Annotated in this window: 14 protein-coding genes; 9 read left to right on the top strand and 5 right to left on the bottom strand. The window is 60.6% G+C overall.

The annotated features are described in order from the left end of the window. Window positions 1–27: 27 nt before the first annotated feature. From AC6I9R_RS16915 to AC6I9R_RS16930, 4 genes are read right to left on the bottom strand one after another with little or no spacing between them, the layout of a single operon-like run. Window positions 28–1,371, bottom strand: coding sequence for a cytochrome P450 (locus AC6I9R_RS16915; RefSeq protein ID WP_461427305.1), 1,344 nt, complete (start codon window positions 1,369–1,371; stop codon window positions 28–30). A 34-nt stretch (window positions 1,372–1,405) separates the two neighbouring features. Next, window positions 1,406–3,088 carry a Dyp-type peroxidase gene (locus AC6I9R_RS16920; protein WP_461427304.1) on the bottom strand — a complete coding sequence of 561 codons (1,683 nt, stop codon included), beginning with the start codon at window positions 3,086–3,088 and terminating at the stop codon, window positions 1,406–1,408. Continuing rightward, complete coding sequence (locus tag AC6I9R_RS16925; protein WP_461427303.1) at window positions 3,085–4,131, bottom strand: hypothetical protein; 1,047 nt, start codon at window positions 4,129–4,131, stop codon at window positions 3,085–3,087. Before AC6I9R_RS16925 ends, AC6I9R_RS16920 begins: the two co-directional genes overlap by 4 nt. Window positions 4,132–4,134: 3 nt before the next feature. After that, window positions 4,135–4,866 (bottom strand): hypothetical protein, encoded by a 732-nt coding sequence (locus AC6I9R_RS16930; RefSeq protein ID WP_461427302.1) that lies wholly within the window; start codon window positions 4,864–4,866, stop codon window positions 4,135–4,137. Window positions 4,867–5,920: 1,054 nt separating this feature from the next. Between AC6I9R_RS16930 and AC6I9R_RS16935 the strand changes: the two genes are divergently transcribed. From AC6I9R_RS16935 to AC6I9R_RS16975, 9 genes are all read left to right on the top strand, one after another. Then, on the top strand, window positions 5,921–6,601 hold the full coding sequence (locus AC6I9R_RS16935) for an LBP/BPI/CETP family protein (RefSeq protein WP_461427301.1): 681 nt from the start codon (window positions 5,921–5,923) through the stop codon (window positions 6,599–6,601). Window positions 6,602–6,641: 40 nt separating this feature from the next. Next, complete coding sequence (locus AC6I9R_RS16940) at window positions 6,642–7,199, top strand: papain-like cysteine protease family protein (protein WP_461427300.1); 558 nt, start codon at window positions 6,642–6,644, stop codon at window positions 7,197–7,199. Continuing rightward, window positions 7,196–8,566, top strand: a complete 1,371-nt coding sequence (locus tag AC6I9R_RS16945; protein WP_461427299.1) for a hypothetical protein — start codon at window positions 7,196–7,198, stop codon at window positions 8,564–8,566. Before AC6I9R_RS16940 ends, AC6I9R_RS16945 begins: the two co-directional genes overlap by 4 nt. 14 nt (window positions 8,567–8,580) lie before the next feature. After that, a complete protein-coding gene (locus AC6I9R_RS16950; protein WP_461427298.1) occupies window positions 8,581–9,933 on the top strand; it encodes a hypothetical protein in 1,353 nt (450 codons plus the stop codon). 12 nt (window positions 9,934–9,945) lie between these two features. After that, a complete protein-coding gene (locus tag AC6I9R_RS16955) occupies window positions 9,946–11,007 on the top strand; it encodes a polyprenyl synthetase family protein (protein WP_461427297.1) in 1,062 nt (353 codons plus the stop codon). Window positions 11,008–11,019: 12 nt separating this feature from the next. Then, window positions 11,020–12,663, top strand: coding sequence for a hypothetical protein (locus tag AC6I9R_RS16960; protein ID WP_461427296.1), 1,644 nt, complete (start codon window positions 11,020–11,022; stop codon window positions 12,661–12,663). A gap of 9 nt (window positions 12,664–12,672) precedes the next feature. Continuing rightward, entirely contained in the window at window positions 12,673–13,371 is a 699-nt protein-coding gene (locus AC6I9R_RS16965; RefSeq protein ID WP_461427295.1) for a JHBP domain-containing protein, read from the top strand. 31 nt (window positions 13,372–13,402) lie between these two features. Continuing rightward, window positions 13,403–14,191, top strand: coding sequence for a hypothetical protein (locus AC6I9R_RS16970; protein WP_461427294.1), 789 nt, complete (start codon window positions 13,403–13,405; stop codon window positions 14,189–14,191). A gap of 62 nt (window positions 14,192–14,253) precedes the next feature. Beyond that, complete coding sequence (locus AC6I9R_RS16975) at window positions 14,254–18,153, top strand: hypothetical protein (RefSeq protein ID WP_461427293.1); 3,900 nt, start codon at window positions 14,254–14,256, stop codon at window positions 18,151–18,153. Between the two features lie 72 nt (window positions 18,154–18,225). On the opposite strand, the gene AC6I9R_RS16980 is transcribed toward AC6I9R_RS16975, so the two are convergent. Beyond that, a complete protein-coding gene (locus AC6I9R_RS16980) occupies window positions 18,226–19,902 on the bottom strand; it encodes a M14 family metallopeptidase (RefSeq protein WP_461427292.1) in 1,677 nt (558 codons plus the stop codon). Window positions 19,903–19,907: the final 5 nt, after the last annotated feature.

A 19,907-nucleotide genomic window follows, 5' to 3' on the forward strand; every position in this document is an offset into this window, starting at 1 on the left:
GGGACGTGCCCCTTTTATAGAAGAAATTCAGGTGTCGAATTCGAGGTGGAAATGGGTAGGGAAGCCGAGCTCTCCGGCTTGGATCTGACCCGCATCACCGGGCGCGCGGCGCAGGTTCTTCTGCTTCAGCAATGGCTTGAGGATCGCTGGGATGACCGCCTGGTTGATGTGATCGCCGAAGCAATTGTGCATGCCGTAGCCCCAGATCATGTAGGTCTCCCACGGGCGGTCGGTGCGGAAGCTGTTGGCATCGGGCACCCGGAAGCGGTCGAAACAGGCCGAGAAATTGGCCGCGAAAACAATCTGACCCTTTGCCACCTTGGCGCGGCGCAGGGTCGACGGCGCGATCTGCGTGTCATGGATGGCGCGGCGGTAGATGACGGGGTTGAACGGGTTGAAACGCAGCGCCTCCCAGCAATGCTGCGCCAGCAGCGCATCATCGCCGTCGCGCGCCGCCTTTTGGGCAGAGGCGAGCGCATCGGGGCGGTTCAGAAGCTCATCAAGGGCCAGACAGGAGGCCTTGGAGATGGTGGGGATCGCGCCGATCAGCAGGCCGAGGATGTTATTGCGGATGCCCAGATCGCTCATCCCAGGCGTGTCGGAGGATTGCAGCGCGAGGCATCGGTTGAGGATATCAGGCGCGTCCGTGGGGTTGGCTTTACGGTCGGCGATATGGGCATCGAGGTAGTCGCGCAGTTCGCCCGCTTTGACCAACGCGCTGGCGTCCTTGGCCGGATCTGCTTGCAGATCGAGGAACAGATACCAGAACAGCGCAGTGGTCCAATCCTGCATCTGCGCGCGCTCTGCGCCGCAGCCGAAATAGGTGTCGGTCATGTCCCAAGGCACTTCCAGCGTCAGGGAGGGGACAATGTCGATCTTGCCCCCGCTTTCGGCCACGATTGTATCCGCGCGTTCCGTCGCGCGGGGCAGAACGATCTCGTCCACATCGGTCATCCGCGCGGCCAGCCGCATGGCGGAGGTATCGCGGGTGTAGTCCCAGCCCGGCTGCATCCCGAGGAAGAAGTTATCGCCCTCGGTCAGCTGACGCATGCGGGTGCCGTAGACGACCTCAAAATCATCATTGCGGTTCAGCACATCGATGACGTCATCGCGGCGGGTGACAACGGCCGTTCCGGTGTTGTCGTAGCACTTCATGATCACCTTGGAGAGCGAGATGTTCGGGATGAAGCCCCGCAACAGCGCGAAGGCCCGCCGCTGGGTGCCGGGGTTCAGGAAGAACGGCCCGATGCCCCCCGACAGGGCCGCCTTCAGGCCCCCGAAGATCAGGTAGCCCAAAGCGGCCAACGCCTCGCCCCAAAGGGCGAGCCGCTGGTAGATGGCGATAAAGACGTTGGAAACGGCGGTGATCATGTAAGGGACCTTTGGCAGCAGGAAAAAAGTGGCTTCAGGTCGGGTCAACGATCCCCATGGCCATCATGCGAAGGGCGGTCATGGAAGGGACAAAGAAGTAGTCCCCGCCGCGACATTCCACGAACGTCTTGAGCTTGTTCATGACGTAGGGAGGTTTGCCGGTTTTCGGATCAGCCGCAATGGTGAACCGCTTGTGGGCGTCGTGATTGCCGAGCATCGGGCAGGTGTTGTTGCCCTGGTGGAAATCGAGGCCGTATTGGATCCACTGCTGTTGCACGAATTCAAACTGCCGAAACAGGCTGGCGCCCATGATGATCATGATCACGCCCTGTTCGGTGTCGTCCGTCTTGTTGTCGAGGTTGCCCGGCCCGTAAGGCAGGCCGCGCCGCAAGATGCGGCGGCGCTTGTTCAGCGCGGTGGTGGCATTCTCGTTCTTGGGCTGGGTGCCATCGTCCGCTACGCCGGTCTCATTAAGCGGATCGAGGTAGTCCCGGGTATTGACCCGCCGCATATGGGCCCCGCCGGGGCACTTGAGGCCCGCCATATCGTCGGCATAGCGGAAGTCGCGCGCCGCAGGTGAGGCGATATAGGCGAGGTTTTTCATGTACCCCTCGTAGGGGTTCACGCCCTCACCGCGCCAACCGTGGTCTTCGCCGAACTTGATCCATTCGGCATAGGTCGGCACTACGGACAGGGGCACGCCATCGGACCACCGGCCACACATCTTGGCGCGGATCGTCTCCACCGCTTCTTCATGGGGGATGTCCATGATCGCCGCGTAGCGCTCGGCCTCTTCATTCACGACCGCATCGAAGCTGCCGACATTCTCATGGAGTTTGCGGAAGGCGAAAAAAGTACCGTTGCGCATGAACTCGGGCGGTTTCGCGGTGGGCGGCAGTTCCTGGCTTTCATCGGGGTGGCCGAGGATGAATTCGCCGGTTGCCAAGGGTTCCCAGCCGTTGCCCATCCGTTTGCCACGGCCAATGACGGCGGTATCCTCAATCTCCAGCGGCAATTGGCCTTCGAACACCGGGTTGCCGATGCCATCGGTGAACCCGAAATGCTCTTTCGCGGTGGGCACCATGGTGCCGCCGACATCCTCGAACACGGCGCTGGCGTCCTGGTAGGGCTGATCGCCCTTCTGCCCGACGCCCTGGATATGGGTCACGCCGCGCTTTTTGGCGACGTCCAGCAGCCACTCCGTCCGTTCGGCGAGGGCCGCGTGGGGCTTGTCGAAGACCGTGTCGCTTTCGCTTTGGGCGTTCAGCGTGACCATCACATGGACATCGTCCTTGCCAAAGCCCAGCGTCCCCGGCTCTCGGCTTTTGCGCCAGATCGGGTCCCAGTGGCTGTCCCAATCCTTGGCGATCGCCTCATCCTCTGTCGCGGTCTGGTCGCGGTCGCCGAGGATGAAGGCGCGCTGTTTCATCCCTTCGATGTATTCGTCCGGCATGGCCTGCAGCGTGCGCACGGGCAGTTGCAGGGCCAGAAGGCCCGGGAAGGTAAGCGCCACGTTGGTGGTGCATTTCGGGCGGGATTCCTTGGTGGGCCAGCGCGCGGCGGTTGTCACCTTCTGGCGCACATCTTCGAGAAAATCGCGGCCTGCTTTCGGTGTCGGGAAGTGGAAGAAAACGTAGCGGGCGAAGGGAAAGGAGTAGCGGCCATAGGCGCGGGTGACGTTCCCCTGAATATCATTGAGGTTCAATACACGTGTCATGAGGGCTGTGCGTCTTTCAATGTGACGTTTTGCGGATCGGCGGAGGAAATAACGCCCGGCTTCTGGGTCTGAACGAGCCGGTTGTGGGGGTCATGCTCGGCCACGAAGGCCCCGAATGCGGCGTGCAGTTGATCGGGCGGCAGGCCTTGGTTCTCAATGTAGAAATCTGCGAATTTTTGCTGAATATAGAGGGCCTTGAGCACCGATGGCAGGTCATCGTATTTGGCCGGGGCAAGCGGTTTGTCACCGTTGGACAGCGTGAATTTGACTGCCAGATAGGCGGCAAGAACGGTCAGCAGGAGCGCCACGATGAATGTTCCGAGCGTCGACCACCCCAGAAGCGGCAGACCGCTGACCCCAAAGAGCCACAGCACCAGCGACAGGAGCGACAGGACCAGCGGCACAAGCACGGCGGCGGCGAGCGGTTTGACCGGCAGGTCGTGGAACTTCACAGCGCCCAGATCAAGGTAGTAATCGTGGAACGGCATCGTCGTCTCGACGTGGCACCGTTCCAGATACTTGGCGAAATCATCGGCGGAGTTCACCGTCTCGAACGCGAAACAGTTCGAGTAGACGTCGCGCAGCTCCTGCTCCATCGTCTCCCACAGCTTGCGGGCATAGGAGGCGCGCACGGCCTTTTGCTTGGACGCGCTCAACTCGGTGGGCAGCGGGTCGCCATCCTCCATCACCGCATCGACATCGGCGCAAAACACCAGGTAGGGCGCGTTCAGGCGATCAACGGATTGGGGCACTTGCTGCTTGTTGCCGGTTAGCGCCGCGACAAGGGGGTTCTGGGTGATGCGCCCGTTGTAGACCGCATCGTTGAGCACGAACATCCGCGCCAGATGATTGCGCATGTTGCGCGCAAACGGGCTGTTGTAGGGGTCATCCACCGTCGCGGGCGATTGGTTGGCGGTCGGAAACTTCGCCAAGGCGATGCGGGCGCGCTGCTCGTAGGAGGTTTGGGGGTCATCTTCCGGCGCGCCGGGTTTGATCGGCGCGAGGGTCGTCAGGAAGATATGTCCGCTATCAAGATCAGGCATGGCTCACTCCGTTCCCAAACGGGCCCGCACCAGGGCGAATTGCTTTTGCGTGTCCTCCACAAAGTCGCGGCGATTGACCTCGGCCCGTTCCGTGTCGAGGCTGGCGACGGGACCAAAACCCGGATCACCGAGCCCCACCTGCGTGGCCACGGCGGCCTTCTCGTAGGCGGCGGCGAACGCCTCGGGCGTCGCGGATCCGTGCAGATCCGCGAGTTTGAGCACCTCATCAAAGATCAAGAGGCTGGTTTTGACGTCGCGCTGCGCCGAGCCCGGCGTGGCGTTGTAATAGTAGTCGGTGCTGATCTGGTTGAAGGTGATGTAGTCCTTGAACGGCGTGATCGGGATCGATTCCGGGTACTTGACCGACGCGTACCAGAACAGGTCCAGGCCGCCCGGAATGCCGTCAGAGAAGGCATCGATGTACTGATCCCAGGTGCCGTTGAAGTTGGAACAAAAGAGCATGTAGTCGTTCTTCAACTGCTCTTTGCCCTGACCTAGATCTGGCCAGTCTTTGGGCTTGATGATGACCCAGCGGGCAAAATGGATTAGTGACAGGCCCAATAATCCCATCAGCGATTGCGGAAGGCCGCGAGAGGCCATGAATAACAGGCGATTAATCCAGGTAATCTTTGGATCGCTGGGGGTTAAAACATTCATGGCATAGGCTTTGCCCGCAATGTTCGACATAAAAACCTCGCAGAAAAAAAGAGAATCGACCACGTGGGCGCGGAGCACCCGTACAGTAAAAAAACCAATACCTATCAACCGTACCTGACATTCGCAAAAAAGCAACGGTTCTGCGCAGCGCCCTTTGGTCTTGGAGCCGTGATGCGCGCCGCCAACCGCCGGTGAGGAGACGCTGTGACAGCCGCTTTCGTCTTGCGAGAAACCGCGCCTCTAGAGGTCAAGACGGGGGGCGGCCTTCCTGAGGACGCCGACGTTCCTGAAGAGTGTGATTGCGTCGTAATGACATGCACGACAGCGGTGCCTGGAGGGCCGAGCGAGACATTATTGTAACGCCACATGGCAAGTTTTTGCCCCGGATGCGACAGGTGAGATGCATCTGCGCAACAGAACGATGACCGGTCGACTTCTTGCGGGGACCCACGGCACGTTCGTTTCGCTCACTGAAGAACGACAAGAATTTCCGAACGGATGCGGCATCTGGAAGACTATCATAAATTATTGATTATCAACATCTTTTACCATGTATCGCTCTTCCATCCTGCTTGATGCCGGCGCTTTCCGGCTCTTCGCTTTACACCCTTCTGATGTGTCCCACATGGCCTCGCTGCGCGTTGATCATCATGATGACCGCCTCACGTTGCGGCCTCCGGCGCGTGAGTTTTGCGCGGTTGACGCGTCGAATCTTGGCCTCTTTCGCCACTCTTTGGCCCGCCCCAGAGCTACAAAAATCGGGCAGGAAATCGGCCAAGACTGAGCACCAGAAGGTGCCAAGGATTCTTGTCTGAGTATGTCGTCAGCGCGCCTAGAATGTGCGGGCGGGCGAGGTCTGGAAGGCTCCGCACGGGTGCCACGCGCGCCGGCGCACTGGTGCCGGGAGCCTGCGATTCTGTCCCGTCCGTCGTTGGTCGATTCCCTCTGACATTAGCCGTCAAAGGCCAGCGCAATCAGCACAACGTCAAGCAGGTCTTTGAACTCACTTGAAAAAGGAAATTTGTTTACAAGGCGGTCTTTACGTGTATCACTATTGCTCTGGACGGCGGTGTGTAATTTGCCGCCGATAACGTTCTTTACGATAACAATCTAATTGCGAAAGAGAGCTCCGATGGATCCTGTCCTATCGATTTTGAATACTGTGATCAGTGAAAACCTCGGCAAGATTAACTCCGCGATCACCAATGGAATTAAACAGCAACATCTCGACCCCATGGCGCGCGTTGCCAGCGGTACGGCGGATGCGGGCTCGATCAACCTGGGGATCGGACATGCCGGGGCCTCGGCCCATTACGAACTGACCAACATGAAGGGCTTGTCCTCGCTGACGATCCACACCCTTCAGATCACGAACGGCGGTGCGGACCCCAATGATGCTTCGGTGCTGAACGGCTCGATCCTGCTGAACGCGACCCTGAGCTCTGATCTGTCGATCCATGCCGGTGGCAGTGTCGAGGCGCATTTGGGCTTCATCAAACCGGAGGTCGGGCTTTCCGGGACGGTCACGGTCAGCGGTGTCTCGGCCAGTGCGACCGGCACGTTCACCGCCGGGTTGGAAGGATCGAAGATTTGCCTGAACAAGGCGCGTCTGAACCAGCTTTCGATCAACTACACGGGCGCCAAGGTCGATATCGATGGGCTAGGGGTGTTCAACGTCCTGCTGCACCCGATTGAATCGCTGATCCTGGATGCGGCCAAGGGCGCGATCCGAGGGGCCGTCGTGCAGGCGGTGACGCCGGTGATCAACGGCGAGGTGAACTCGGTCCTGCCGATCTGCGGCAGCGTCACCTGAGGGGGCTGCAGGCTGCACCCCCGCACATAGGAGGCACGCCGTGAAGCTTCATGTCGAAAGTGACGGAGCGCGGGTGGCCAGCATTCCCGTTCAGGGCGGGCGGATGCCGTCGATTGCTGCGGACGGCACCGTTAACCTTGGCATCACGCTGCCGCTGCAGGCGCGATCGCATTGGTGTTGGGCCGCGATCGGCAGCACGCTGACAGAGTATTTCGGCGCGCCGCCACTGACCCAGGCGCAAGTCGCTGAGCGGATGACCGGCACGGACGGCGAGGGGTCCAACAAGAACCTGGAGTTGAACCGGGTGCTGGAACGCGTCGGCTGTCATGGTCACTGGAGCCCGGGCCGCCCGACGTTTGATCGGCTGGCCTACGAGATCAACCGAGGCCATCCGCTTGCGGTGCGGATCGAATGGCTGCGCGGTGACGCCCACTACGTGCTTGTCACCGGGTACAACGCGGCGCGGCACGACTTGGAAATCGCGGACTCCCTGCACGGGGCCTCGCGCCAAGCCTACGACGATTTCCCGCGGGGCTACCACAACGGTGGCGGCCTGTGGACCGAGACATTTTGGACCAATTACATGGGTGAAACATGACAGTTGCGGGAATAGTGGCGGGCATAACGGACGTCGGTCTGAACGGGGTACTGGCCGACCTGTTCAAAAATCCAACGGCGCAGCAGAAATTGTTCAACGGCAAGGTGACCAAGGACATCTCCAACCTTGGCAGCGTGACCGCCGAATATGGCGTGTTGGAAGAGCCCGTAGTCACTTTCGTACCACCGACCCAGGCGCAATGGGACGCCGCGCACAAGATCTCGCAGACCACGCCCAAACCCAACATGGACATGTACGGGCTGAGCCTGCCGAAGAACCATTTCAAGATGACCTCGCCAGGGGTGTCGACCCCGCTGGAAGCAACGGGCGCCATCACGGTCTACGGCACCTTCGCCCTGACCAAGGGGACGTTGTCACTGTCGCCCGTCGCGTTGGAGCTTGATGAGAGCGAATTCTCGAACGTGGACAAGTTCATCGTGAACGGGATCATCATTCCTCAGGTCCTGTCGATGGCGCAGAAAATGCTGGACGCGATCCCCCTGCCCGCCTTGCCGGATGTGGGCGGCGTCACGTTCCAGCCGCCGGTCGGGGCGATCATCGCGCAGAAATCCCTGGCGGTGGCGACGAACATGACCTCGGAGGCTGCGCCGTCGCTGGAGGGGTTCACGCCGCCGGACATGACGTTCTACGCCGTTGCGAGCACCGATGTCTTAAACGCCGTGCTCAAGGCTGAGTTGGTCGGCCAACCCTTCGATGAAGAGGACAAAACCGGGCCAGACGCCTGGTACGCGGCGGGCCGCATCAAGGGCAAAGTGCAATCGCTTTCGGTGGAGATTGCGGACGGCGGTGTGAGCGTCTCTGCCGGGCTGACGAACCTCTCGGGTTATGGAGAACTGGGGGGCACCGGTGTTGGTGTGGCCAAAGCGGTGATGTGCCCGATTGGGGCCGCAGCGGACGCGATTGCCAACCCCAAGGATTGGGACAAGGTGATCAGCGCGTTTGACGTCAGCTACAAACCCGATCCGCTTCCGATCCCCGTCAGTTTCAAGATCGCCGAAGGGACCGATCCCGAGACCCAAGAGCCCGCGCAGTTCCTGCGCCTGAGCGTCGGCGAGCTGAAAACCATCCAAGTGGTGGCCGCCCCGAAATGGTCTGGCTCGGTCACAGGAACGGTGCTTGCGCCCGCGGCGGCGGCCTTCATCGACCTGCTGTCGGTGATCTTCAAGGGCAAGATCGTCAATGCGATCCTGAAGAAGAACGCCCAGAACGTGCAGGTCTACATGCTGCCCCCGGTGGAGAAGACCGTGGAAGGCATCACCATCTCGCTGACTGTCCCGAACGGGACGGCGGCCACTCCCTTCGGCACTGCGGCCATCGTGCAGCAGTTCGGCGTCAGCTTTTCATAAGGAACGGGTTCGACATGGCATTGAACGACATTTTCGACACCAAAGAATTCACCGCCGCAATGGCCGCGCAGATCGGGCCGGGCAATGCGCTTCACCTGCACGACTTCGCCGAGTTTCCGCTGTCGCGCAACGTGGCGCTGCCCGAGGACATGCCGTTTGATCTGGGGCATGTGGGGATGGCCTTTCATCAGTTGGCGCTCGGGACCGACACACCTGTCACCGTGCGCCCCGATGGCGATGAAATCGAAGTAGAATTCGGACGTCTGACGCTGAGCGGCGTCTACCGATTGGCGGCAAAGAAGGCGATGAAGCTCGACATGGATACCGCTGGGACGCTTATGGATTTCCCCGAAGACGGGCCCGCCGCCGGTGCCGTCGATGCCGGGCTGACACCGCTGGATCCCGAACAGAACGCCGCGATGCTGGACCAGGCCCGCGCCCAGCGCACCAAGCTGCGCGAGACGCCCAATGGCCAGGCGATGGTTGACGTCTTCAACGAGCACAATGAGGCGTTCAACACCGTCTTCGTCAACAACAGCACGCTGCGCGACCTCTGGCGCGCGGGCGGCGCCACGCAGAACATGGCGGTCGACACCAGCGACGCGGTGAAGAACGACACCGTGGTGAACTCGTCCGAGGCCAAGTACAACAATGGCGTGTCGAATGTGACCTACAACGGCAACGCGTTCGTTCAGCAGATCAACGTCACGCTGGGGGCGATCCTCGAAGAGGGCGACCCCACGGACGAAAACTTCGAACCCGATCCGGACAGCCCTTTCACCAAGGCCGCTCTGGCGGCGCTGACGTTTGGCAACGCGGTGGGGGCCACCGGCAATGACAAGTCTGAAGTCAACGAATTGAATGCGACGGGCATTCACACGAAGGTCCAGACCGGCACAAAGCCACCCGAAGCCTCGTCCGCTCAGCTGGCAAACGCCATCGGACAGGGCCTGGCCCAAGGCGGCGGCGCGGCGGCGGCGGAAGCGCGGGAGCGCAACTGGCCGGTGCTGGATGAAGAGGACCGCGCCCATGTGCGCAAAGTGCTTTACCTGATGACGCGGGAGAAGTTCGAACGCGAAAACGCCCATCCCGAAGCCCTGTGGTCGGGCGCCTGCAGCGCAATCCTGGACGGCGTCACCGCGCGGCTGTCTTATGACAGCCGGGGCGCACTCAAAGCCGATGTCACGCTACCCGCGTTCCTGGTCGATCTGGACGACAGCCGTTGGCACGGTGAGACCGCCGATGTCATCCGCGAGCGCCTGCGTGACATGTATTTTGTCCGTCGCATGATGCAGGAAGGCATCCGCGCCGGGCTGCGTCGCCTGATCGAAGAAAGTGCCACAACGGCCCTTGGCGAAGACCGCTAGGCGCGGACACCCATGTCTGACGTCTATGAAATCGAGGATATCGGTCGCGGCACGCCGTTTTTTGAGGGGGGCCGGCAGGCCAATCCGATCGAAACGGCAACCACGACCCTTCTGAGCGGAGAGGTGCCGCGGTTCCAGCATTTCCTGGAGGAAGCGCTCAGACCGCAAGCCCGCTACCTGACCGAGACCGAGCTTGGCATCTACCAGCGCGGCAAGAAGATCCGCCCGCATCTTCTGATGCTGTCAGCCAAGCTGATCGCGCCCGACGCCCCTTGCAGTGACAAGGTGATCAAGGCTTCGGTTTCCCTAGAGATGCTGCATGTGGCCTCGCTGATCCATGACGACATCATTGATGACGCCTTGTTGCGGCGCGGGCTGCAATCGGTGAATGCATCACGCGGCACCAATGCGGCGATCCTGGTGGGCGATTTGCAGTTCCTTCAAGCGATCCGAAATTTCCTCAGCGCCATCGAGACCGAGCATGAAATGCATCTGGTCGGCTCCGTCCTGGACGCGGCATTCAACATCTGCACCGGCGAGTTGGACGAGATCGCGACCGAGCCCCATTGGGACACCGAGACGCTGATCAAACGCTACTTCAGCGTGATCGAGCGCAAGACCGCGATCATGTTCGGCCTGGCGTGCGAGACCGGCATCGCGCTGGTCGATGGCCGATCCTCGGACGCGCGCCGCCTGGGGTTTTACGGGCGCCGGATTGGGCGGGCGTTTCAGGTGATGGACGACATACTGGACTTCATGCAGTCCGATGAGGCCGCGGGGAAACGCGCGGGCATCGACCTGGAGATGCGACGCCTGACGCTACCCATCATCTTCGCGATGGACGCCCTTGGCCCGGACCACGTGGTCACAAAACACATACATGGCGACAGCGACGAGTTGGACATTTCGCAAGCCTTGGATGCCGTGCGCGAGACCGACGCGATCCCACGCAGCTACGCGATGGCGCGCGAAAGCGCGCTTGAGGCGCTGGATTATCTGGAGCCGTTCCCCCGCTCGCCCGCCCACGACATCCTCTCTGATCTGGCGATGTATATCGTCGACCGCGAATTCTAGAAGGAACGCACCATGGCGCTTTTGCTTTTCATTATGAACACGGCGATGGAATCGGCGAATAAGCCCGGCAGCAAACTGTTCCTGCCCACAAATCTTGCCAACATCAAAGGCGACAACTCGCAAGGCAAGTTGCTGCCACTGGAGGAAGACACGATCACCGTGGGCCCGATCACCGGCTCTACCGGGGGGACGATCACCCAGGCGTTCTCGTCCAACTGGCTGCTGCTGTACAAACCGCCTAACCCCAACCACGAGATTGCGATCCCAGATCCCAGCACACCCTATCCAGTCCTGACGCTTGGCAACATCCCGGGTGAGAAGGTGAGGATCAACGGGTTGAGCAATGTCTACGTCCGCTCTGTCACCCAGACCGGCCAGACGGCGGACAGCGCGACCTTCAAGATCGCCCTGGACTTCGGTTTCTGGAACAGCACCAACGGCGGCACGGGCATTCCGTCCCTGTCGGTTGTCGCGCCCTATTCCATGGCCCAGAAGCTGTGCCTGGCCCCGGCGGGCCAGAGCACTTGTTCCGGCACGGCATCGGTAGACATCAACGGTGACGGCACCGTGGATCTTGATATCTCGAACGCGCAGATCGTCACCGACGCAACGGTCTCTGTGTCCAAGGTCAACGGCAAGCGGATGCTGTCGGTGAGATTGTCCGACCTGACGATTTCCGGCGCAAAGGAAAACACCTCTCCTGTTCTGGATATCAAGGATCTGACCATCGGCGGCAAGGTTTCCAAGTGGCTGAAAGGCGCCTGGAAAGACCTGGCCACCTCCGCGCTTACCTCCCCTGATGCGTCCAGGGCGATCTTTGACAACATTCAGGCCCAGTTGAATTCGGCCAACAATATCAATGCGGTGTCACATCTGATCACGCAGCAATTGCAAGTTGTGATGGACGATCTTCTGGGCAAGGTGGACGGCACCCTGCCGCCCACCATCAACGAGGGCGGGCAAACCCAGGTCGACCTCTACCTGTTTGACCGGGTGTTCTATGCGATGAACACGCCGACCAGCAGCTGGTTCCTGCCGCGCACCCTGTGCAGCATGAGCAACCCCAAGATCGATCCTTATACCGCGGATCAGATCAGCCTTGGCGATCTGACGGTCGAGGGCATCACCTTTTCCAAGGCGCAGTTGACCAACGTCAAGGTGGAGGGCCTGTCCAACCTCGTGGCGCCAGCGAAGACCACCGTATTTGCCCCCGGCTCGATCAGCGTGGATGCCAACCTTGCGGCGCTCCAGCCGCCGCCCAAGCTGGATTGCTGCACGATCCCCGCCACCACGCAGGTTACGGCCAAATTCAGCGCCAATGGGGGCGGCGTTCAGTTGGACGCGGATCTGACGGTCAAGATCACTGCCGCAACGCTGAAGGTTACCGCCGACGCCGAAGGCAACACCACCGAGGAGCTGGACGTGAAGGTTGTCGCCATGAGCGTGGTGCTGGCGGATCTGTCGGATATGACCATCGTCGCCAAGATGCAGACCAACGGCTTCTTCCTGGAGCTGATCAACAAGATCCTCAACGGCGACGACGTGAAGTCCGAGATCCTCAAACAGATCAACGCCGAGCTGACCCATGTCCTGCCGCAGATCTCGCAGGCGGCCACAAACCTGGGCCGCTCCATCATCAAAAACAACGTCTCGTAGGAGAACCCCATGGCTGAAGATCCCGTCGTCAAACTGCTCATCGTGTTCCTCACGACGCCCAGCAGCAACTTCTATCTGTCCAAGCTTCTGGGGCAATCGACCTCGCCCAAGCTGGAGCCGCTGGCAGCGGGCAACATCTCGCTGGGATCACAACCGGTCGCGGGTATTCCCTTCGACATGTCGTTGAGCAACGTGGTGATCACCGGCCTGTCGAGCATCCAGGTGGCCAAGTCCGGCGGCGCGCCGGAGATCTCGGTAAGCGGCAGTCGGGTCGCGTTCACCGCCGAGCACCCCAACACCGAAGCCCCACCCCCCGGGGTGCCGTCGCAGCTGACCCTGGAGGGCAACTTTAAGGCCAGTGGCGCTGGCACCAAGCTGGACGGGACGTTCAAAGTGACCGTGGCCGACCTGACGATCAAAGGCGCATTTGACGCCACATCCAGCAACGGTCAGGCCTCGGGTGTCGTGGTGGATTTCAAGAGCCTTGATCTGAACGTTCCGGCGACAACCCAGAATGTGAAGATCACGTTGGGGCTGAATTCCAACTTCACCGCGTTCATCAATGAAATCCTCAATACGCCCGACATCATCGCGCAGATCATGGGCGCGGTGAAATCCGAACTGAGCTCACCCACCATTCTGTCCGGCCTCAGCCAAGCCGCAACGCAGGGTGCCCGGTCGGCACTTGCGGATTCTCCTTTGGGGTGACCCAGAAAAACGACACGAAAGGATAGCGGCCGTGTGTGATGATGAACCGACGAAGGAAGAGAAGTGGAAGAAGCAGGCGTGGTCCAAATTTAAGGGATTTCAGTTTCTTTGGATTGATCAAGGCGCTTCAAACGCGCTGAAAAGAGTCGATTCCTCGGGGGTCTGTTTTGCCCTGACCCGTGACTACGTCGACTGCTGCCGCACGTCCAAAACCGATGTTAAGGCTTTCACAGATGCCTTCAGAGCGGTCCAGCAAAAGGAAGATCCTGATACTGTTCCAGAGAAATACATCACGTTGCAGGCACAATACGTCGCCGCACTAAAAGCGGACAATCTGGCGGTTGGCGAGCTGTCCGACAAACTGGAAACAGCGGATGACACGACTAAGCCCACGAAGGCCGAACTCGTAGAGCAATTGAAGGCCATCAGACTGCGGAAATTTCGGATGCCAGCGACAGGCTACGGCGTCATCAAGAGTTCTTTGGTGGCGCTGGAGGATTCCATTCGCAACATCAAGGAAGCTGCGGCAGAGGGTCCCGCCTATTTCATGCTCAGTTTCTTCAAGCCAGGGAAAGGCGGACATGTGGTCGGTTTTGAGTACCGGCCGGACCTAACTGTGAACAAGCTTCTGCCGAAGCGCTTTACCTTCATCGACGCCAACCTGGGGCTCTATTTCTTCAAGGATTTCGAACAGATGCTCGACTTCTTTTACCTCGCAGTCTGGACCGAGATTTACAACATGAGAGACTACACCCGTTTCGAAATCGCCATGTTCGACAAAGGCAGTATCGCGCCGGACGAAACAGAAACGACCCAGTGATTGGGTATTGATCAGACTTCCCCATTCCCCCTGCTCCGCAGGCCAGCCGAAACGAGAGTGACATGGATATTCAGACCGTAAGGGACCGCCTTGGACTTGCCGCCGATGGAACTGTGAGCGGCGGCAAGATCACCATTGATGCCACCACGTTGCAGGCGCTGGACCCTGCGGGCGATGTCGCGACGCTCATGAAGGGCTCCTTTAGCGGCAAGGACATCGTGATCAGCGGGGCGGCGGGCAATGCTGCGGGGGCCGCGGACGTTGTGATAACCGGCACGGCAGCCTTCGTACTTGGGACCTATCCGGTCACCCTGACCGTCAGCCTGCCGACCGTGACGCAGGTGCTGCTGGTATTCAGCTTTGACGCCACCGCGACGAAGGATTGGGTGTTCTCGGACAGCTTCAAGTCGCTGCCCACGGTCTTCACTGAAAAGCTGATCGGAGAGACACAGAAATCGCTTCTCGACTACCTTGCGGTCAACAAGGGCGCCTTCGTGGTGGCCTCGGCCAAACCCACGACTGGGGATACGTCGCTGATCGCCGGGATCAATTTCCGCGGCGAGGTCACCGTGAACGCGGTCTTCGGTATCGTGCAGGATGTGGTCGACCAGCTTGGCGGTATTCCGATGTCGGGCACCATCACCCTGCCCGCCGATGATGCCAAATCCCCTGCCCTCGGCGACGGAGAGGTGCCCTGGGCCAGCGGCACGCCTGCGCCGGGGATCGATCTGTGGGTGGATATCGGCAAGTCCTTGAAACTGGGGACGACGGCCACCTTTGCCGTCGATGCGCTGCATATCTACAGCCCCGCGACCAAGAAGTGGCTGGCGGGCAACCCGACCTATCAGCCGATGGTCGCGCTGACAGGCTCGGTCGCTCTGCCGAAACTGGGCCGCACTGTTAACGTTGTCGCCGACATGCCCGTAGGTACCGGAGAGGCCGCGATCGGGCTGACGATGACGCCCCCGACCCTGCCCAGTTTCGCACAACTGGCCGATTTTTTTGGGGCCACCGACGTCAGCGGGACGGTCACCAAGGTGTTCGCAGATGTCGGCCCCTCAAGCGCCGGCAATCCGTTCTCGGACCTGCAGATCATCAAAGCCTCGATGCTCGTGGGCACCAAGAACAAGTTGCCCACTGTGCTGCGGGCCTCCGTTTCGGTCGGGATGCCGAACATGCATTGGGTGCTGTTCGACGAGAACCTGTTTGTGGCCGAAAGCATGTCGGTCTCGCTCACGGTCACCACGCCCTTTGACGGGCCTAAACTGACGCTTGTGGGCGACGGGTTGGTGAAGGTGGCCGGTGTGCCGATTGCGTTGGAAGCGCGGCGCGAGGACGCCCAGGTGTCCGTGGTGGCGAGCCTTGACGACAAGGTGAACCTGCCGATCAACAATCTTGTCGGGACCTATCTGCCGGGGATCACGCCCCCCAGCGATCTGACCATCGACAGCATGATCCTCACGATCCAGCCGGGCAAGCTGTACAGCTTCAGCCTGACCATGGCGCAGGAGCCCAACACCTGGAAGATCGACCTGGGTCCGACCGATATCGAGTTCAAGAACGTCTCGGTCCTGGCGTCGAAAGCAGCGGGCGGCACGGCCAGCGGATCGTTCTCGGCCGAGGCGCAGATCGGTCCGGTGCTTCTGAGCGCTGAGCTGGCAACACCGGGTGATTTCAAGGTGATGGGCACCCTGCCCGAGATCAAATTGAGCCAGATCGTCAACGGGCTGACCCACACGCAGCTGATGGCGCCGGACGGGTTTGATCTGAACTTCACCGACAGCTACGTGCTGATCGACAAGTCCGGCGCAGACTACCGCTTTGGCCTTGGAACCACGATCGAGGAAATCTCGACCCTCGTGTTTGTGGTGCAAAAAGGCGCCCAGGGCTGGGGCTTTGCGGCTGGCCTGAATGTCTCGGTGGCTGACGTGTCCAAGCTGGACGGCGGGGTCGCCCAGACGGTCGCGGACTTCGCCGAGTGGTTCCCGTTCCAGGACTTCACGCTGGCCGTGTCGACTATCACCGACACCTCGTTCAGCTTTCCCGCCGCCAAGACCTTCGGCGATGAGTTCAAGGACGCGCCGAACATCAAGCTGCCGGTGATTTCCAAAGGCATCCAGCCGGGCTTCTACCTTTACACGACAACAAAATTCACCCGCGAGAACAAGATCCTCAAGGCGCTTATCGATGTTCTGCAGATCCCCGAGGCGACAATCCTTCAGGCGATGCTGGCGTATCAAAAGACTGAAGGGTTGCAGTTGGGCGTCGCGCTAGAGACCTATCTGTCGCCGGTGGATAACGTTGCGGACCGGACCTATGCGGGCAAGCTTGGGTACGAAAACACCGCAATCCAGGGCATGATGACCATCGGGGTCGGCGGCTCAAACGGCTTTACGTTTGCGCTCGACGCCAAGCTGAAGACCCTGATCGATACCCATGAGGCCGAGTTCGAGGTCGTGCTGCAAGTGGTAGAGAACGGCATCCTTGTCGCCGGGTCGATGGACACGACGACGCCGCTGCAATTCGGGCCGGTTCAGGTCGGCCAGCTGGGTCTGGCCATCGGCATCACGTGGGAAGCGATCCCGGCCTTCGGCTTCGCCGCCTCGCTTGAGGTGGACGGCGCGTTCGACAGCTCTGTGGCGATCATGCTGGATACAACCAACCCCTCCAACAGCTTGCTGGCCGCATCGCTCAGCGATCTCAGCGTCGACGATGTGATCGTGCATATGCTGCCCGAGGACGTGTCCGCCGACATCCCGAGCGAGATCCGCTCCATCATGGACTCGATTGCAATCCGCGGGTATCCGGACTCCAACTTTGATGTGCCCGCGGCCGACACCGCTGACTTCATCGCGGCGTTGAACAGCTTCGACGGCAAGGTCATCTCAAAGGTGTTTGACAAAGCGGGCAACGTGGCGGGCTTCCCGACCACAAGCGAAGGCATGCAGCTGACGGTTGATCGCAAGAACACCGACGCCCTGAGTCATTGGTACATCACCCAACGCGGCGGCACCCCGTCGAACCCCACCGTAACCCATTGGCAGATCAAGAAAAGCGATGGCACAGTCACCGTCGGCAAAGAGGCGCAATTGTACGTTTCGCCGCCGGGCGGGGCAAGCATCGCCGGGTTGAACTATCCGGAAGGCGTGAAGGTCAGCGGCCAGTTGTCTGTGCTGTTCCTCAAGGTCTCGGCCGAGATTGTGGTGCTTACCGACAAGGGCCTCGTGGTCAACACCGAGATCGGCAGGATCCTTTTGGGCAAGATCTCGGAAGACAATTACATCTTCGCGCTGACCAGTGCGGACGGAAAAAGCGGGCCGCGCTTTTCGTTGGCCACGTTCGAGCAGCCTTCGAAGCCCACCGAGGCAGAACAAAGCCCCCACGTGCTGGTGGACGGCGACATGTCGATCCTCGGGATCAAACGGTCGAGCTTTTTGTCGATCAACAAGGGCGGCGCCCAGGTTGATATCAGCGGCTCTTTGATCCCCGGCATATCGGGGCGCATTGCGGGCACGATTGATGTCCATTCTGGTATTGATCTGCTGGCCGCGTTGGAGGTCGGGATCGGAACGCTCGATTTCGGCTCCCTCGGCAAGTTGAAGATCGAGACCGGCGTGGCCGGACAGGTGGAGATCTGGGCCAACAAGACCTCCATCGGGGCCAGCGTCACCATGGGCTTCAAGCTGGCAGGCAAGGTCTACAACCTGCCCAAGTTCGAGCTGGATCTGAAGTTCCAGGATCTGACGCATTTGGCCAAACTGCTGTTCGACAAGGTTTTCGCGTTCCTCAAACAGCTGTTCACGGACCCCAAGGCATGGGCCAAGATCGCCTCGGATGCGATGGGTTGGGCGACTGACAAGATCGAGGGCGCATTGACAAGCGTGTTCGGCCTGTCACCTGACGAGGCCAAGGCCGTGTTGGCTGTCATCTGCCCGATGTCGTTGGCGGTGACGTCGCTCTGAAGCGCGGGGCGTTGGCTGCGGCCTTGATCGCAATGGAGTGGCTCGGTTGGCTCACTGGAAAGGCGGGTGGCGTTAACCGCCGAGCGTCGCCGTCGTGCGATGCGTGCCGCCCTTCTCGGACGCTGCCGTGACCGTCACCTGTGCGCCGGGGCCGGAGGCCTTGACCAGCCATTCGATCTTCTTCGTCACCGGCGACCACTGCTGGCCCCAGTTGGAATAGGCGTAGCGCCGCTCGTTGCGCCCAGCGAGGTTGCTCAGCGCGACGTGGCCCGGGTTCATCACCAGGTCAGCGTTTACGCAGTCCAACGCCACCGTCACCGGCTTGGCCACCTTGTTCTGGATCGCGACATCCGAAAGGTTTGTCGGCAGGTATCCGTGGTTTGAAACCACTGCCGTGACCTTGTGCAGATCGCCGCCCAAGCCCTCGACCGATACCTCATCCACCAGCACCCGCGGTGCGGCGGCGGCGTGTTTGAGGTTGAACAGCACGTTGTTGTGGCAGATTTCTTCTAGAAGATTTCCGGGCGGATTCCGGTAACTCCAGATGTAGACCATGCCGCCAACTTCTACGGGTCCAAGCTGCGGATGGTCAAACGCGGTCCAGGGGCGGAACCCGTGATCTCCCACGTTCTCCACCACCCAAGTGTGGACCAACCGTTGCGTAGCCGCGTCGCGCGGCCCGAGGTTGTAATACCCTTCTTTCGGCACGCCGGCGGTCCGCTCCAGATCCCACAACTCCGTCCCGAAAGAGATGATCCCCATCTCTTCATAGGTCCAGTCGGTCAGCGTCCCGTGGCGCGCCTTGGACTTGTCGGGCGTGAACTCCTCATAGACCGAGATCGTGGGGTAGCCTGTTAGCCGCTCCCCAACCTCGCCCAGCGCCTTGTAAAGCGACAGGTCCGGCGGGCTCATCTCGCTATCGGGTTGCAGCATCGACGGGCGCAGGATGATACCGCCATGGGTGTGATAGGCGCACATGCCGGTGATATTGGGATGGGACAGGATCACATCGCGCATCCCTGCCGTTTCGGGTTCCGAGAACGGATATTCCCCTGCGCCGTATTCCTGCGGTGTCCAGTTGGTGGGGAAGTTGCGGTTCATGTTGCCGTCTTCCTGCATCTCGATATTGACATGCACGCCGTCGTAGTTGCGGATCATCCCCTCGGGATAAAGGCGGTAGTAGGTACCGCCCTCCTCCCCCGGTTCACGCTGCACCATGATATCCGGGTTCTCATCATCGCACTTCCACTCGCCCTTGGTATCGGGCACGCGCATCTGCACGATGTAGCCATCGCCGGTGATGTCCTGCGGGATCAGGCCTTCGATCCGGTCTTCCCCGGGAAGGAACCGCCCGTTACCGCACCAAGGATGATAGGGCGCGGTCATCGCATTCTCGGCGCCGTCGGGGTTAATGCGGGGAATGATGTAGAAGACCATCTGGTCCACGAGGCGCGTGACTTCCTCATCGCGCCCGTAGTTGTTCAGGAGGTAGGCGCAGGCATATAGCGCGGTGGCGCTGGTCGCATGTTCCTCCGCATGGATCTGCGCGTCGATGTAGAAGCCGGGTTTTTCGAGGGCCGGGCCAGTATCCGGGTTGGTGATCGTCATGAACCAGACATCGCGACCCTGATGGGATTTGGCGATGGAGGTCAGCGTGCAGAGCTTCGGATAGGCCTCCGCCAACGCGTGAAGATGCGCGGTCATCGCGTCATAGGTGTGGTAGGTGTCAAAGGCGATGTTGACGGTCATGTCGG

It is taken from the genome of Gymnodinialimonas sp. (assembly GCF_059726805.1).